The organism is Tessaracoccus antarcticus, from assembly GCF_003688855.1.
GTDB lineage: Bacteria > Actinomycetota > Actinomycetes > Propionibacteriales > Propionibacteriaceae > Arachnia > Arachnia antarctica.
The window spans coordinates 148,995-165,340 of sequence record NZ_REFW01000005.1; the positions used below are offsets into that span (position 1 = coordinate 148,995).

The following is a 16,346-nucleotide window of genomic DNA, read 5'->3' on the forward strand; positions in this document are numbered from 1 at the left end:
TTCGCGCCACAGCACCCCCGAAGCGGGCCTATCCCCCACATGGAACACATCAGCCAAGGAGGCGTGTCGTGATGAAGGATGCCCAGCACGAGGATGGCTACCCCTGGACGTGGGAACCCGCAGCCCTGACCGGGATCCTGCTGCTCATCATCGGGATCCTGGCGGTACAGATCGGACGCACTGCCGCACTCCTGTTCACCGGCTCAGGGCTCTGGTGGCCCACCAGTGAGCACCTGGTCACCAGTTGCTGGGCCATCCTCCGCGGCAACACCACGGCAGGCCTCCCCACCCACACCGCAGTCGGTTCGCCCATGTGGCTGGTGTGGACGATGACTGCCGCGGCAGCCGCCGCCATGTGCGGCACATCCGGATGGGCCTTGATGCGACTCCGCGGCAGGGCCATCAAAGGCATGGCCACCGCCGACCAAGCTCAGCATCTCCTTGGCCTCCGGCGGCTGCGTCTCACCCGAGGAATCATCCGCCCCGACCTGTATCCAAAGGGACGGCAATGAGATTCGACCCCACAGACATCGGATGGAAGATCGGACGCAGCCACACACCGCGCGGTGTTGATCTGTGGCAACCCTGGGACCGCACCGCCGGAGTAATCGGCCCCCAAGGATCCGGGAAAACCCTCGACATCCTCACCCCCGCCCTCCTCCAGGCGCCCGGAGCCGCACTGGTGACCATGACCAAACCCGAAGACGTGCTCCTGACCTGGACGGCCCGCACCGCAGGAGGTCGGCCCTGTCACGTCCTCGACCCCTTCGGAACCGCCCCCGACCTCCCGCCCCTGGTGTGGGACCCCATCGCCGGCTGCATCGACGCCCACATCGCAGAGCGCCGCGCGAAAGCCTTCTGCGCCGGCACCCTGACCACCACCAACACCAGCAGCAGCGCTGCCGCCCAGTTCTACGCCGCTGAAGCCGCCAAAGTCATCCAGTGCTACCTCCATGCAGCAGCCCTCACCGGCTCCACCCTCAACGACATCCTCCACTGGGTAGCCAACCCCCGAAAGGCCACCCTCCCCACCGAAGCCCTTCTCAACCACCCCAACGCTGAGCCCAACTGGCACGGACTCCTCATTGGCGCCATCCACAACCCAGATGACCGCACCTCCGGCAACACCAAAACCACCGTCGAACAAGCACTCGCCCTGTTCACCACCCAACAACGACGCCAACGCTGCATCCCCGGACCAAACAGGCCAGCCACCGACATCGCCGACGTCATCCGCCGCAACGGAACGATCTACCTTCTCGGCCGGGAAGACCCCTACATCTCCGCCTCTCCCCTCATGACAGCCGTAGCCGAAGACATCCTCGACACCGCCCTGAACCTCGCCCACCACAGCCCCTGGGGCAAGCTCTGCCCACCGCTACTGGCCTGCCTCGATGAGCTCCCCTCCACCGCACCCCTCCCCACGCTGGCGACCCGGATGGCCAACGAAAGAGCACTCGGGATCAGCATCGTGTGGGCCTCCCAAACCCGTGCCCAACTCGACCAGGCCTACGGCCCCCACCACTCCCGATCCATCCTTGGCCTCACCAACACACTCATCGTGTTCGGTGGCTCCAAAGACCAAGGATTCAACAAAGAACTCTCCGACCTCCTCGGCACCCGCCGCATCACCCGCCACAACCACCAAAACGGCCGCACCCCCAACCGCTCCAGCCACGGCGAAGACACCCCCGTCCTCCGCCCCGAGACAATCCGCGAACTACCCACCGGACGTGTCCTGGTCATCGCTGAGAACGGCAAACCCATCATCGCCACAGTTCACCGAGCCATCAACGGAAAACCCGGACGCACGCTCCTGACACAACAGGCTCAACTCCGGCCCGCCACACCAAAGGCAGCACCCGCCAGTGACCTCCAACACCGCACCGCCGCGGCTGTTGCCGCCTCCCATCAGCTCGGCCTCAGCACCCCACCAACACGATAGGAGCACCCCAACGTGGACACACCCTCAAACCTGACAGAGTTCCCCGAGGCCACCCCCCGCATGGCCAAGGTCTACCAACAACTCCACATGCTGGCCATAGGTGGCCGTGCCGCCGATGAAATCTTCGGCGCCGGCGAAATCATCCCCCGCCCTTGGGACCTGACATCAATCCACGACCCCGACTTACGCTTCGACACCTGGAAATGGCTCGAAGCATTCGTCTACTGGTTCAACACCCAACACACCTGGTACTCCCAAGACCAAATCCCACCCTGCTGGCCCGAACACCCCCACCTCGTCCGCGACATCTCAACGCTGGCCGATCAACGCCGCACCGCCGGCGACGCACCCACCAGCACCCTCCTCGACGAATGGCACCGCTACACCATCCCCAACTTCCTGGAGCGCACCCACACAGCCCGCCAAGGATGCGAAAACAGCCACACCCCATGGCCCGGACAGCCCGCCCACACGAGACACATCAATCAAGGCAACACCACCAAAAGAAACGACACCCTGCTCGCCGACGTCAACACTCTTCCACGATGCAATGCGCGCGGACTTCGCGCACTGCGTCCCTAGTTTTCAGTGACCAGACCCGCGAGAAAGGATTGCCGCCAAATGGATCGGATTGGAACTCACATACACATCGGGGATATTTGCCGGCCAGCTTCGACAGTTGACGAGCCCACACCGCACTCTCAGGTCGTTGGCTGACCGTCCACCGGTTCCCGGAGGTCCATGTAGAGCAGCCGCCCCAGGAGCGCGTTCAGCTTGATCTCGACTCCGCTGCGGGTGTGGAACAGGTCCACCATCTTGGAGTGGGCACCGTGGGTCTCTGAGACGGCAATCGTCACGGCATCGCGAAGGGTCGGGCTGGCGAGGAACTGTTCCTCGTTGTTGACAACGGCCTGGGCGACGAGATCCTCATCGTGCTTCATCGCCACCACCAACTCCTCCACCCAACTCTGTTGCTGATGATCCTGGAACCCCTCCCCTGCGAACTGTTCATTCAGGCTCGCGATGATCGCGGCCATGAGCGCCAGACGCGGATCATGGGGCTTCCTCGATCCGGCTGCTGTGAAGCTGGGACCCAGAGGGACGACCTCACCGTCCCCGAGCTTGATCTGTACCGTCTCGCCTTGGCTGTGCTTGATGCCCTCCAGGGTGACGTCGGAGAGGTCAACCGTCTCGGAGCGCTCCTCGGGGCGGATCTGGGTGGCGAGGTACCGGGAGAAGATGGCCTGCTTCTCGATGCTGGTGTCTTCGAAGTTGATGATCTGTGACAGGAAGTCGTAGAGCCGTACGAAGGTGGAGACGTCGCTGCGGAACTGCTCCAGCTCCTCCAGCTTCGATGCGTCCTTGGCTTCCCTGGCTGCGTTGCGGGCTGCGATGAAGCGTTGCTTGACGGGCTGCACCGCAGCGGTCAGTGCGTTGTTGCCCTTGCCTTGCACGTAGGAGGTGGCTACGGCTTCGACTTCCTCGGGGCTGTAGATCCCGGTGGCGTCGAGTTTGGTGGCAAGGTCGTGCAGCAGGTTTGGGTCCGTGGTGGTCGTGATCTCGGCTTCTTCGAAGTACGGCTTGAACGCGGCGAGGATGTCCTCGGCCTTGTTGGCGAAGTCGAGGACCATGGTCGCCTTGCCTGGCATTGCCCGGTTCAGTCGTGACAGTGTCTGCACCGCAGCCACCCCGGCCAAGGGCTTGTCCACGTACATGGCGCACAGTTTGGGCTGGTCGAATCCGGTCTGGAATTTGTTGGCCACGATCATGACCCGGTACTCGGGTGTGTCGAAGGCGTTGCGTAGGTCCTTGACCCCGGGGTTCATGGAGGCTTCTGTGAACTTGTCCCCCGAATGGATGGCATCGCTGGGGTAGCCGTCGAAGTCGAGGTCGGTGAACGTCACCTCGCCGGAGAACGCCACTAGCGAGGTGGCGTCACTGTAGTGGTGCTTGGCGATGTAGGCGTCGATGGCCTTCTTGTACTTGATGGCCGCCTTGCGGGAGCCGGTGACCACCATGGCCTTGGCCTGCCCACCCAGCAGATGCTTCACGTTGGCCTCGAAGTGCTCGACGATGATCTGCACCTTCTGGGCGATGTTGGTGGGGTGCAACTGCACCCAGTTCATCAGACCCTTGCGTGCCGCCTTCTCATCCACGAGGTTGCCGTGCTGGTCAAGGGTGGGCAGGGGCTTCATCTGGCCCTCGTCGACCTTCTGCGCGAGCTGGAAGGCTGTGTCGTAGGTGGTGTAGTTCTTCAGGACGTCGAGGATGAACTCCTCCTCGATGGCCTGCTGCATCGTGTACAGGTGGAACGGGCGTGACAGGCCCGTCGCCGGGTCAGGGGTGCCGAACAGCTCCAGGGTCTTGGACTTGGGTGTGGCCGTGAAGGCGTAGAACGAGATGTTGGGTGTCTCGGCCTTGGCTGATGCCGTGGCCGCCAACACGGACTCGACGTCGATCTCCCCGCCATCAGCCACATCGGCGGCCTCTTGGTCAGACAGTGCCTTCTTCAGCTCTGCGGAGGCTTGTCCTGTCTGGGATGAGTGCGCCTCGTCAGCGATGACAGCGAAGCGTTTCCCCCGCAGCGACTTGCTCTTCTCGATCTCCTTCAGGATGAAGGGGAACGTCTGGAGCGTCACGACAACTATGAGTTTGCCCGCCGCCAGGGTCTGGGCCAGCAGCGCCGACTTCGACGTCAGCCCGTACTTGGCTGCTTCCTTCGTGTTGATGGTGGCGACGATGCCGGTCTTGGTCTCGATCTCCTTGACCGCCTCCTGTAGCTGGTCATCCAGCACGGTGCGGTCCGTGATGATGATGACGGAGTCGAAGATCTTCTGGTTCTGTACGTCGTGCAGGGTGGCGAGCCGGTGCGCCGTCCACGCGATGGTCCGGGTCTTCCCCGACCCGGCAGAGTGCTGCACCAGGTACCTCTGACCGGCACCCATGGCCTTGCTGTCCGCAACCAACGCAGTGACCGCCTCCAACTGGTGGTAGCGGGGGAAGATCAAGTTCGTTGTCTTCTTCTGCTGACCGGTGACGGGGTCTTTGGTCTTGGTGGTTTCGTAGTGGATGAACTTGCCAACGATGTCCAGCCACATGTCACGCTGGAGCACGTCACGCCACAAGTACGTGGTGGGTGAACCCTCAGGGTCCGGAGCATTGCCTTTGTGCCCGTGGTTCCCTCGGTTGAACGGCAGGAACCGTGTCTTCGGACCCTCCAGCTTGGTGGTCATCCACACCTCGTCGTTGGACACCGCGAAGTGCACCAGGGCACGGGTACCGAATCCCAGCAGCGGCTCCCCAGCCGGGAGTCGGTCGCGCTGGTACTGCTTCCTCGCATCCGCGACGCTCTGCGTGAAGTCGGTCTTGAGTTCCAGTGTCGCCACTGGGATGCCGTTGACGAACAGCACCAGGTCGATCGAGTTATTGTTCTTCGACGAGTAGTGCACTTGCCTCATGACACGGAGCCTGTTGGCTGTGTACTTGGCGTTGACGTTGGGGTTCACCGCTTGCTCGGGGCGCTTCTGCATCATGTCGAAGGCCGCTGGTGCGTCCTTGAACCCCGACCGCAGCACCTTCAGCGCCCCACCCACCGGCTGTCCCTGGTCCAGTAGCTTCGAAAGCCTATCGATCACCCCATCCTTTGCCTTGTTTTGGGCTCCGGGCGTCTTGGTTTGCTTGACCTTATTCGCCAATTCCTCGGGCTGCGTCTCCTCCAGCCAAGCGAAGATGTCATCGGGAAACAAAGCACGTTGACGGTCGTAACCAGCGTCCGTGGCTGAGTACAGCCAGCCACGTGCAGCCAAGTACTCGCACAACTCCTTCTCGAACGCCGACTCATGGTGCTGCGCCATCACGCGACCTCTTTCCTGGTGACATCGAGCTGGCCGGTGACAGCTGCTGTGATGAGTGCAGCGCGTCGCTCACGGGCAAGTTCGATGAAGAGTCCGGACCTGGCTATAAGCTCATCGACCTTGGAGGTCTCGCGTTCCAGGAAGTCAACAATGCGTGTCTGCTCTTCCAGGGGCGGAACCAGAACAGGCATCTGTCGAAGCAGCAGGTTGTCAATTTCAGCTTGACCCGGACGGACCCCGCGCGAATTGGCTGCTAGTCCCTCACGGTACTGAGGTGAGCGGAAGAGCCAATTGAGGAAGTCCGGCCTCTCGCTGTGCATGGGCCTAAAGCAGATGTAGTGTCCAGAAGAAATTCCGCGGATGGCACTTATCCCGAGAGATCCCTGCCAAGCCTTCATACGATTGACCACAAGCCATCCAGGCTCGACAAGTTGATAGATTGAACGGTCCTCCGCAGTGACGTTCAAGTTGTCGAAGTCCCCCTTAAAAACCACGCCAAACTCTCGGAACACTGAGACCATCGGCTCGTCAACGAACCCGGTTCGCTTCTCACGGCGGAACATTGACCAGAGAGGGCGTTGAGACCAGTGCTCCGGAACAGGGCCGAGCCATGACTGGCTTCGACGCTCCAGCGTTCCCCCCGTGGCACCTCCCCCGATTGCGTGACGGATAAGGGCAGTACGTCGCTCGACCAACGTTGAGATCAGGTTGCCTTGCTTCTCGATGAGCGCATCGATCTGCGCGGTCTCCCTGTCCAGAAAGTCAGCGACATGGCGCTGCTCGTCGAGCGGTGGCAGCGGAACACGCATGGCTCGAAACTTCGCAGCACTAAAGTTGTCAATGGTCGAGCGGGTAGCTCCGACCGCGATCTGATCCTTGTGGTCTTGGGAGGAGGCCCACCAGGCCAAGAAGCGGCCATCAGTTCGCTTGAGGTCCGGACGCATACGAACCAGATACCCTGCGAAGCACACAGGCTCAGACGACTGGTGAAAATAGGAAGTGCCCAACGAGCCAGACCTCGTCATGAGGATGTCGCCAGTTGTCGCCAACGCTGCCTCAGCTTCGCTCGCGCTCACGCCTACGGCCGATTCATCGGAGGTGAGTGTTTGCAACGTCTTCACGTCTGTGGTTCTTACATATCTAACGTCGTTGGGCACCCGTGGCTGCGCTACGTAATCCGCGCCCGCTGTGATCGGGCGGGTGGACAATCTGGACATCGCGACGCGCCGCCATGCCGCTGGAAGGTGAGCAAGCACAACTTGCATCACGCTTCCACCACTCGGAGCAACTCAACTATCTCTTCAGTGAGGGCGTTCAACTCGGCGTCAATTTCGGCCAGTGGGCGCGGAGGCACGTACTTGTAAAACAGCCGGGTGACCGGGATCTCACAGCCGACCTTGGTCTTGGACTCATCGATCCACGCGTCAGGAACGAACGGCAGGACATCACGCTCGAAGTAGTCATCGATGGTGTCGTGGAAGGGTACGAGCTCGGTATCACGGAGGCCGATGTCAGGCTCAGGGTTGCCCTTTGTGTCGGAACAGATGTCGGCGTTCTCGTCTCGCTCGCCTATGACCGCGACCAGCGCCTTGACGACTGGCAAAGCGAGTCCGTTGCCTGTTGCCTTGACCGCGTAACGAAGAGCCTTGGTGAACTCATCTCGGTTCCCGTATGGCTTGCCCGCGACCGAGATCAGTGCAGTTCGCAGACCGGTGAGGACTCCTTCATCCAGCTTGGTCAACTGCTTGACAGCGAGGTACTCGTCGATGCGCTGGGCATCTACGAGAAAGCGCAGTCGTAGGGGTTGTTCCACGGTGATCTCCCAATAGCCGAAGTCGGCGCTGTCCAGAATCTTGCTGTGGTCGTTGTCCTCGTAGTCGTCGTAGAGCTTGAGGATGCGCTCACGGTCGGTGTCGCTGATCTCGCGGTTCTTGGATCCCAGGTTCTTGCGGAGCTTGGTCCAGAACGAGGTTGCGTCGATGAGCTGGATCTTGCCCTTGCGTTCGGCGGGCTTGTGGTTGTCGAGCAGCCACACGTAGGTGGCGATTCCGGTGTTGTAGAACATGTTGGTGGGCAGGGCCACGAGGGCATCCACCAGATCGGATTCGATGAGCCAGCGCCGGATCTCTGACTCCCCGGAGCCTGCACCTCCGGTGAACAGCGGTGATCCGTTGAGCACGATGGCAGCCCGGCCCCCGGAGTTCTCCTTGCCCGCGTGGGCAGGGCGCATCTTGGACACGAGGTGCTGCAGGAAGAGGGTTTGGCCGTCGCTGATTCTGGGGAGCCCGGCGTCGAAGCGTCCGCCGCCCTTATTGTGTTCGTCGCGGACCACCTTCTCAGCGGACTTCCAGTCACCGCCGTAGGGCGGGTTGCTGAGGCAATAATCGTATTGGGTGCCGAAGTGGTGATCGTTGCGGAGGGTGTCGCCGAGCTTGATGGCATCCACGGCCTGGCCTTTGGCGATCATGTCTGACTTGCACACGGCGTAGGACTCGTCGTTGAGTTCCTGCCCCGACAGTGCGACCTTGGCCTTGTCGTTGAGGTCCATGATCCGTTCTTCGGCGACGGAGAGCATGCCTCCGGTGCCTGCGGCGGGGTCGTAGATGGTGCGCACGGTGCCCGGTGTGGCCAGGACGTCTGAGTCGGGGGCCAGCAGCAGATCCACCATGAGCCGGATCGCGTCTCGGGGGGTGAAGTGTTCACCGGCGGTCTCGTTGGAGGCGGTGTTGAACCTGAAGATCAGATGCTCGAACAGTTCACCCATCTCGGCGTTGGAGAGGACGTCGGGGCGCATGTCAACGTCTGAGAACTGCGAAACGAGCAGGTAGAGCCGGTCGTTGTCGTCAAGCTTGCTGATGGACTGCTCGAATTTGAAGCTGGGGAAGATGTCGGCCACGTTGTGTGAGAACGCTGAGACGTAGTCGATGAGGTTGGCAGCCAGGTTGTCCGGATCACCCAACAACGACTTGAGGGTGTAGTCCGAGCTGTTCCAGAAGTGCAGGCCCTTGCTGCGGAGCTTGGCAGCCAGCGCTCCTTCGTGGGGTGTGGTGGCGATGAGGTCGTGGATCATCTCGCGATGCCCTTCGAGGATGCCCTCCATGCGCCGCAGGATCACGAACGGCAGAGTGACGGTGCCGTACTGGGCTGGCTTGTACACGCCCCGCAGTTGGTCGGCAATCCCCCACACAAAGTTGGCAAGCTGACTCACAGCGTCTTCTCCTCGGGTACTACTGGGAACGTCGATGCTCCCGGCTCGAAGGTTACTGGAAGGCCCCATCTTGCCCGGACTCAGGTGAGGTTGCACGTCAGCTGCGCATAGGCGGAGCACATCTGCCACCCACGCAGGCCTCCCAATCTGCTGCCTTTCCTCACCTGTCGAAAAGAACCTATCCAAGTGAATTAATATGCTATAGTTATATATACAGAGACCAGTGATTCAACATTTTCTCTTCAAGCCCTTCGCTCCATGCGGGGGGCTTTCTTCATGCCCGCTGAAATGGGCATTCCCGTCACTGATCACCAGGTTGCCGGAATCAACCATCTTCCCAACCCGAAGTGCTGACGACTGGCAACTTTCCCGGCTCCCCGCCTTGTCCTGTACAGGAGGCGGGGCACCACCGGCCCGCACCACACGGTGCGGGCTTTCTTCATGTTCAGACAGGAGTTCCTTCCATGACCACCTTCAACCTGTTCCGGTCCTACCCGCCTCAGAGGCCACCGGCAGTCCGCTTCGCAAGGGCACGGTGGGTGGCTACCTTGATGCCTGGTTGGCCACCAAAGCTGCTCTGCGGCCCTCAACGCGCTTGGGCTACCCAGATTCACATCAACAGGTTCCTCAAGCCCTCCCTGGGCCACCTACGGCTGGCACGGCTCACCGTGGGGCACGTCGCGCACATTCACTGATCCGCTCCGGCAGATACGGAACCGTGTCGATCGCGACCCTCCACAGGATCCACGCCACGTTGATGTCAGCCCTCAACACCGCTGTCCGTCGAGGCTTGCGGCCCACCAACCCAGCAGCACTCGTGGAGCTACCAAGGACCGAGCGCCACGAGATGACGATCTGGACCACCACCCAAGCCCAGACCCTCCTCCACAGGACCCGTGAGCACCGATGGCACCTCGTGTATCGACTGCTGCTGATCTGCGGGCTCCGCAGAGGGGAGACCCTGGGCATCCAGTGGCACGACCTGGACCTCGAAGCCAAGACCGTTCACATCCGCAGGCAGCTCACGCTGGTTGCAGGACAGACTGCCGTGGGATCCCCGAAGTCAGCCAAGGGGGTTCGCACCGTCCACCTCGACGACGACACAGCCGCCGTGCTGGACACCCACCAACGGGCAGTCGGTGACATCTCGCCTGGGGCGTTCGTGTTCCAGGACGAAGCAGGCATTCCCTTAGACCCGGCTGCGGTATCAAGGCAGTTCACCATCTTGGTGAAGGAGCTGGGGTTACCACCGATGTGGCTCCATGACCTGCGCCACACCTCCGCCTCCCTGGGGCTGGAGGCAGGAGAACCCATCACCCAGGTGTCCAGACGGCTGGGGCACTCCACCATCGCGATCACCGGAGACATCTACACCCACGTCTCCTCCCAGGCCGCACAGGAGGCCGTGGACACCCTCGCGGGACGCATCGGATCACATCTCCGATCACCCAACCGGTCCAACACTTACTGCCACCACCCCCGAGGAGTACGGCGTCGGCCGGAACGAACGTTGCTCTGGCTACCCTTCATTTCGCGTCTTTTCTGCTGAACCTTCATCGACGAGGGGCAGTAGTCGGGCTGGGGCCTATGCGGTGGTGGCGGTGACGCCCATCGGTTCTGGTCTGCGTAGGCGCAACCGGCTGCAGGAATCCTCCAAGATCCCGAAGGACAGATTGATCTGGGTCGTTGAAGTCGCTCAGGATCGCCAGAACCAAGTTCGACGGGGACTGACGGAATCGTTGGGCTAGAAAATTGATGTTGACACCGGTGAGGTCGAGTTTGTCCAAGTGGGCGGCGATCGCAGGCCAGTGCTCGCTCTGGAGCAATGCTTGATTGGTGTGCACGGCCCAGTCTTTCCACCTGATCTCGGGGGGCTGTTGAAGCCGGTGGCGCAGTTGGCGGGTTTGCTCGCCTGCGGTATCGGCTGCCTCGATTGGGGTGGTTGTCCACGTCGTGGCTGCTGTCAGTAGTGCACGTTGTGCCGTGCCGCGGTCTTCGATGGCCAGCGACGCAAGCTCGGGCCAGGTACCGGATGGGCGAGCGGCGAATATTTTGGCCACTTGGGCAATGGCGTCCAGGCGCGGCAGGTGGGCGAGTCGTTCCTGAGTCATGTGGTCGGCTTGGGGCCGGGCTTGGTCGAGAAGCTGAACCAGTCGAGCGGGACCCAGGGCTTGGAGGATGGCTGCTGGGTCGCTGCCAGCTGGCAGTGCAGCCCGGGTGGGGTCGAGGCGGTGCGCCGCTAGCAGCCAGAAAATGTTTTCGGCGGCGACGATGCCGGCGGTATCGGCGTCTGTGGCGATGATTGGTGTTCGTCCGCCCGAGAGTGTTAGGCATTGTTCGTGGGTGAAGGCCGTGCCCAGGGGCCCAACACCGATGTAGTGGCCTTGTCCGGCGAGGGTGATGGCGATTGCATCGATGGGGCCTTCGACGATGACGGGGATCGTGTTAGGGGTGAGGTGGTCGTGGACGAAGAGGACATCACGTTTGCTGAACAGCGGTGTGGTGGCGGTGTTGAGGTACTTCGGGGCTGCCGTGTCGTCGGCAGAGTTGGGGTTGCGTCGGCCGACGAAGCCTAGAACTCTGCTGTCAGCTGTGATGGGGAAGATGAGTCGGTCGCGGAACTTGTCGATGAGCCGTCCGTCGCGAGTGAGGGTCGCTACACCAGCGGTCAGCATTTCGTCGTCGCTGATGCCGTAGCGGCGGAGGTGGTTGACCAGGTTCGTCCAACCATGGGGTGCGTAGCCGGCACGGAACCGTTCGTCGCCCGCGATGTCGGTGCCGAGGCGCTCTATGAGGTGGGGGTGTGCCCAAGACCCAGGCAGGTGGTTGGTGTAGAAGGTGGCGGCCTCATCGTTGACCAGGGCCAGGCGCTCGGGGGTGTGGTGGGTGTCGGTCCAGCGGTCGGCTGCGGCGAAGTCCCGCCGGAGCTCGATGGCGGTGAAGTCAAGCTCAGTGGCTTCTCGAAGCCGGGCAGCAGAGCGTAGAGCCTCACCGAGACTGGATTCGGTGTCGCTGTGGTACTGGTCTTCTGGTGGGAGGTCATCGGGGTGGGGTGGTTCGTCTTCGGGGTTGTTCGGCGGGGTGGTGGTGAGTTGTTGTGCCCGCCACATGAGGGCTTGGCAGTGGTCGTCGAAAGCTGAGATGTTCATCTCATGGTCGGTGGTCAGGAGTTCTCTGAGTGGGATGCCTTGTTCCAAGCCTTGGGTGACGGAGTTGACCAGGGTCGGCCACCACGGGCTGCGTTCCAGTTCAATGGCCTTCGCGTCACCGACCAGTGCCCGGAGCTCCGTGCCCCAGCTGATCGGGGCGGGTTGTGTGGTGATGGTGTTGTTGTGGGTGTGGGTGAGGTGGCGGGAGAGCCGCCACCACAAAGCCGCGGCGGGTTGCTCGGCCGGGAGGGGTCCATCGGCTGCGGCTTCGGCCAGCATCTCAGTCACGGGGACCCCGGAGGCATGCAGTGCGGCGATTTTGTGGGTGAGGGAGATCGCGAACGGATCGGCGTGGACTTCGGGGTGGAGGTCGCTCAGCATGTCTGCCCACACCGAGGCAATATTTGGTCGGAGCCTCTGCTCTAGCTGGCGTTGCCAGGTCCGTGCTGTGGCGCCGAGTTGCAGCGGCCCAAGCACCCTCCTGTCGTCAGCTTCCACACCAGTTGCTGCGCGAAAGACTTCGACGTCCTCGATCAGCGCCGGGGTGAGTGTTTGTCCGGGCAGCGCCCATCCTGGACTCACCAGATGACTGGCTACTTCTCGCACTCCTGCGGCGGCGGATGTGACCAGTTGTGTCCGCGCAGTCAGGTAGGGGCCCCAGTCTGGATGTTTCGTCAAGGCTGTGGGGATGGGCGGCAGCCACGGCAGGGTGCCCGCGCCCTCAGGGGGGTGGATGCGCCACGTCAGCACCGCAGCCGGGTCCTGGGCTGACCCCAGTTCACGTGCAGCAACAGCGCCGCGGAGTTCGACCAGCGGGTCTCGACCATCAAGCGTGTTGAGGAGCAGGGCGGCACGCAACGCAGGCCACGCCGCACACGATGTCAACCCATCCACCACAGCGTCGGCCCCCCTGTCCAAGGCGGTGATGGTCGAGGGTTCTATAAGGGTTTCAGCAGCGACGTGGAGGGCGTCGACGTAGCGTCCGGCCGCGTGGGTGAGCCGGATCGCCGGTGCTGTCTGCTCGCGCGTTTCGGTGGTGGCCGAGCGTGCTGCACCGTCACGCGCAAGGATGGTTTGCAGAATGTCTACGGCGGTTTCGGGTCGCAGGGTCGTGGGGTGCACGAGGCTGTGTTCATCACCATCGCCGACAACGGGCACATAGAGGTGATTGGCGAGGCGGCCACGGGTGGCCATCACATAGAGCTGCTGTCTCGTCTCAACCCCGGTCAGCACGCCCCGGGTGACATCCACGGTGAGGCCTTGCGCGGCGTGAACGGTCACGGCGTAGCCAAGCTGCACGTATCTGCTCACGTAGTCCTGCGGCAATGTCACTCTCAGCCCGGAGTCGCAGTGCCTGGCTTGGACAACCCCACGATCAGTGACCCGAAGTACAATCCAGCGGTCGCCGTTCTTGACCCAATCCGTCGCCGACATCGGCAGGCGGCGGTCATTCATGCGGGTGATGATGACATCCCCAACTGAGGCCCGGTTCCCATCCACCAACCCCACTTCTACCTCGTGGCGGGCGGGATCATCGTTGGTGGTCAGGCGGTGCGCTCTCGCCCGCCGGTTGAGATCAGTCACCGTGTCTCGGGTGCTGGCCAACATCAGGCTGTCCCAGCCTTCGGCCCGGTCCGCAGTCCAGTGGGCGAATGCCGTCTCCAGGCTGGATTCCTGGGTTCCGGGGTGGATCCGCTCGGCGTCGAGATAGAACCCCAACGCCTCCGGCCGCCCCTCCCGCAAAGCGAGGGAGGCGCTGGCCTCTGCCATGTCCTGGAAGCGCATCAGCTCGGTAAGTTCAACAGCTCCGTGGATCTCGGCGATGTCGCGCAGCACCCCACCGGCACTGATCGCCGCCAACTGCTGATCATCACCCACAAGACGCACCGAGCCGCCGCAGCCCACAACATGCTCGATCACAGCAGCCAAAGAGATGGTGTCAGCCATCCCCGCCTCATCAACGATCACCAGCGCGCCTGGACCAACCTCCCCACTCATACCGTTTCGGCGGCCGTGTTCAAGATCCCACACGTACTTCGCGACCGTGGTGGCATCCCCGGTCTGGTCCCGCAACACACTGGCCGCAACAGCCGAGGGCGCCAACCCAAGGACAGTGCCGCCGCCCTCACGCCACGCCTGAGTCAACACCTTTATCGCTGTGGTCTTCCCCGACCCCGCGGCAGCAAGCGCAAGCTGCACCCGTGCCCCGCTAGTGGCCATCTCCCGCACCAAGTTCGTCTGGCCGGCATTGAGTACCACACCGTTGGCGGTCGAGGCCAGCAAAGCCAGCGACACCTCCATCTCACCAACCCGCCGCCCACCCGTGCGGCCGGACAGTTCCACCATCAGACTCTCCGCGGCCAGCACCTTCCCGGAGGTATAGAGCTGCGCCCCGGCCACCGTGTACACCGACGCCCCATCCCTGCGACGCAACACCGTTGGTTCGCTCAGACCGTCACCACCTGCGTCCCCGACGAGCTCACTCAACCTGACAGCTTCCCGCAGCAGATTACCCGTCAGTACTTCTGCCATCGCCGGGTCGGTGGCGCGCTCCCTTGCCCTGCGGGAGGCCTCCGCCCGAAGATGCCACACCTGCCACGTGGCCCGGCCGCCCTCTACCGCCGCCACCACCTCCCCCGCCGTCGCCGTCGCCCACCCAGCTGGCACGGGCAGAACAGATGCCACGCCTGCGGTGGCGGCCACCACCAAAGAGGTGATCCCAACCTCCCCCACCACCTGCTGTGCCTCCGCCCGCCACGTAGTCCGCTGCTGGGCGACAGAACGGGGTTCATGTTTGGCGTCGCGGGTCTCCAACGTTGCTTGCTGCGCCAATTTGATCGCTTCCACAGGTGTCGGCGGCCGACCATGATCATGCTGGAACCGGGCCGCCAACTCCCCCTGGCGGGCCACAATCGCTACCCGGCGGGAGGACCACCGCTCAAGCAATGCAGCTGGCACACCTACCACTTCCCGCACCGGACGCTTCCCCGGCTCTGTGTCGGGGCGCTCGTGGAATCGGATTCCCAATTTGTTTAGGTGGGCTTCGAGTTGGGTGTTGTAAGTCTCGCTGACAGCCACCTTTGCCTTGAAGATCAGTCGCCCGTCAATGGCCAACCATTTCCCGTCCAAGGTTTGGACCTTGTTCGCCACAGCAACATGGGTATGCAGGTTCGGATCCCCAGCCCTGGAATCGCGGTGCACAAACATCGCGGCGACGAGTCCCGTCACATCAACCTGCCGCACCCCGTCAGCCCCGCAACGGGTAAACAATGCCCGCTGCTCCAAGAACCGCAACGCATCCGCCACGGCGGCGTTGTGCGCCTCCTCAATTCGGGCTGCCAATCCCACCGGCGCTACCGCCCACAACGCAGACACCGACTTCACCGGCGTGAACGTCACGTCATACCCCGCACACGCCGTCGACGGATCCCGCGACAACCTCGCGACCTCCGACGACAACTCCAACCCGGACGGTGCCCTGCCGAACCGCTCGACGAAATGCTCCGTGGCGATGTCATTGCGGATTTCGGCCCTCACCCCCGTTGGCACCTCCACCCCCGCATGCGCCAGCTCCCAATCAGAGCAGCGAATAGCCACCTCCTTCTGAAAAGAAGTAGCACCAGAAAACACCTTGAACGGCGCCCCCAACCGCGAGGCCTCCCGGATCTCCCCCGGCGAAGCATCCATCGGCAAGGCCGCCATCCGGTTGGCCATGTTCGGGTGGAGACCTCCCCCGAACAGGGCCTTCATCTGCTCCGCTGACACCTGATCACCAACAGCCAGATCACCCAGCCCAACCAGGCCGCTCCCCCACCACGAACCGGGAACCTCGCCCTTCTCGGAGTAGTACGACGCAAGACTGGCGTGCCCCTTCTCCGTAGAGTCCTGGGCAGCAACCTGCCGGGTCAGGTAGTCATACCCCGACCCAGCCGTCAGCTTGTGCAGCGATGCCGTCATACCCAAAGACAGCCCACCAACCAGCCGCCACAGCGCAACAAAATCCGGAATGCACTAGGTGTGTGCCACTTCAAGAATCAGGGGGTAGGTTCCGAATCGACACTGCAGCGGTCAGCATCGTTGAACGAAGCTGACAGTGAAGTCGGACGGTGCGGCGGAGAGTGCGACAGATGATGGCGGTCAACGGGCTTAGTAGTCCCAAACTCCTTGGACGAGCAGCAGGAGTACCTTGA

At 62.6% G+C, this 16,346-nt stretch carries 8 protein-coding genes; 4 read left to right on the forward strand and 4 right to left on the reverse strand.

The window, feature by feature from the left end; translation table 11 throughout:
• The first annotated feature begins 68 nt into the window (after nt 1–68).
• The 3 genes from EAX62_RS15470 to EAX62_RS15480 are packed head-to-tail and all read left to right on the forward strand — an operon-like array spanning nt 69 to nt 2,527.
• The gene (locus EAX62_RS15470) at nt 69–512 is read left to right on the forward strand and encodes a hypothetical protein (protein WP_147454135.1); all 444 of its coding nucleotides are present in this window, start codon (nt 69–71) and stop codon (nt 510–512) included.
• Nucleotides 509–1,945 carry a type IV secretory system conjugative DNA transfer family protein gene (locus tag EAX62_RS15475; protein WP_121902629.1) on the forward strand — a complete coding sequence of 479 codons (1,437 nt, stop codon included), beginning with the start codon at nt 509–511 and terminating at the stop codon, nt 1,943–1,945. The genes EAX62_RS15470 and EAX62_RS15475 overlap by 4 nt, the downstream gene beginning before the upstream one ends.
• 12 nt (nt 1,946–1,957) lie before the next feature.
• Nucleotides 1,958–2,527, forward strand: coding sequence for a hypothetical protein (locus EAX62_RS15480; protein ID WP_121902630.1), 570 nt, complete (start codon nt 1,958–1,960; stop codon nt 2,525–2,527).
• Between the two features lie 119 nt (nt 2,528–2,646).
• Here the strand turns inward: EAX62_RS15480 and EAX62_RS15485 are convergent, their stop codons facing one another.
• Genes EAX62_RS15485 through EAX62_RS15495 form a run of 3 tightly spaced genes read right to left on the reverse strand, consistent with a single transcriptional unit; the run spans nt 2,647 to nt 9,007 of the window.
• Complete coding sequence (locus EAX62_RS15485; protein ID WP_121902631.1) at nt 2,647–5,799, reverse strand: type I restriction endonuclease subunit R; 3,153 nt, start codon at nt 5,797–5,799, stop codon at nt 2,647–2,649.
• A complete protein-coding gene (locus EAX62_RS15490) occupies nt 5,799–7,064 on the reverse strand; it encodes a restriction endonuclease subunit S (protein WP_121902632.1) in 1,266 nt (421 codons plus the stop codon). Before EAX62_RS15490 ends, EAX62_RS15485 begins: the two co-directional genes overlap by 1 nt.
• Complete coding sequence (locus EAX62_RS15495; RefSeq protein ID WP_233558004.1) at nt 7,064–9,007, reverse strand: type I restriction-modification system subunit M; 1,944 nt, start codon at nt 9,005–9,007, stop codon at nt 7,064–7,066. Before EAX62_RS15495 ends, EAX62_RS15490 begins: the two co-directional genes overlap by 1 nt.
• A 718-nt stretch (nt 9,008–9,725) precedes the next feature.
• Here EAX62_RS15495 and EAX62_RS15500 point away from each other — a divergent pair.
• The gene (locus tag EAX62_RS15500) at nt 9,726–10,556 is read left to right on the forward strand and encodes a tyrosine-type recombinase/integrase (protein ID WP_147454137.1); all 831 of its coding nucleotides are present in this window, start codon (nt 9,726–9,728) and stop codon (nt 10,554–10,556) included.
• A 4-nt stretch (nt 10,557–10,560) separates the two neighbouring features.
• On the opposite strand, the gene mobF is transcribed toward EAX62_RS15500, so the two are convergent.
• Entirely contained in the window at nt 10,561–16,113 is a 5,553-nt protein-coding gene (gene mobF, locus EAX62_RS15505) for a MobF family relaxase (protein WP_121902635.1), read from the reverse strand.
• Between the last annotated feature and the right edge of the window lie 233 nt (nt 16,114–16,346).

Bases quoted from the DNA above. Each gene is read 5' to 3' on its own strand.
- EAX62_RS15475 (WP_121902629.1), top strand. From the start codon at position 509: ATGAGATTCGACCCCACAGACATCGGATGGAAGATCGGACGCAGCCAC.
- EAX62_RS15485 (WP_121902631.1), bottom strand. From the start codon at position 5,799: ATGGCGCAGCACCATGAGTCGGCGTTCGAGAAGGAGTTGTGCGAGTAC.
- EAX62_RS15490 (WP_121902632.1), bottom strand. From the start codon at position 7,064: ATGCAAGTTGTGCTTGCTCACCTTCCAGCGGCATGGCGGCGCGTCGCG.
- mobF (WP_121902635.1), bottom strand. From the start codon at position 16,113: ATGACGGCATCGCTGCACAAGCTGACGGCTGGGTCGGGGTATGACTAC.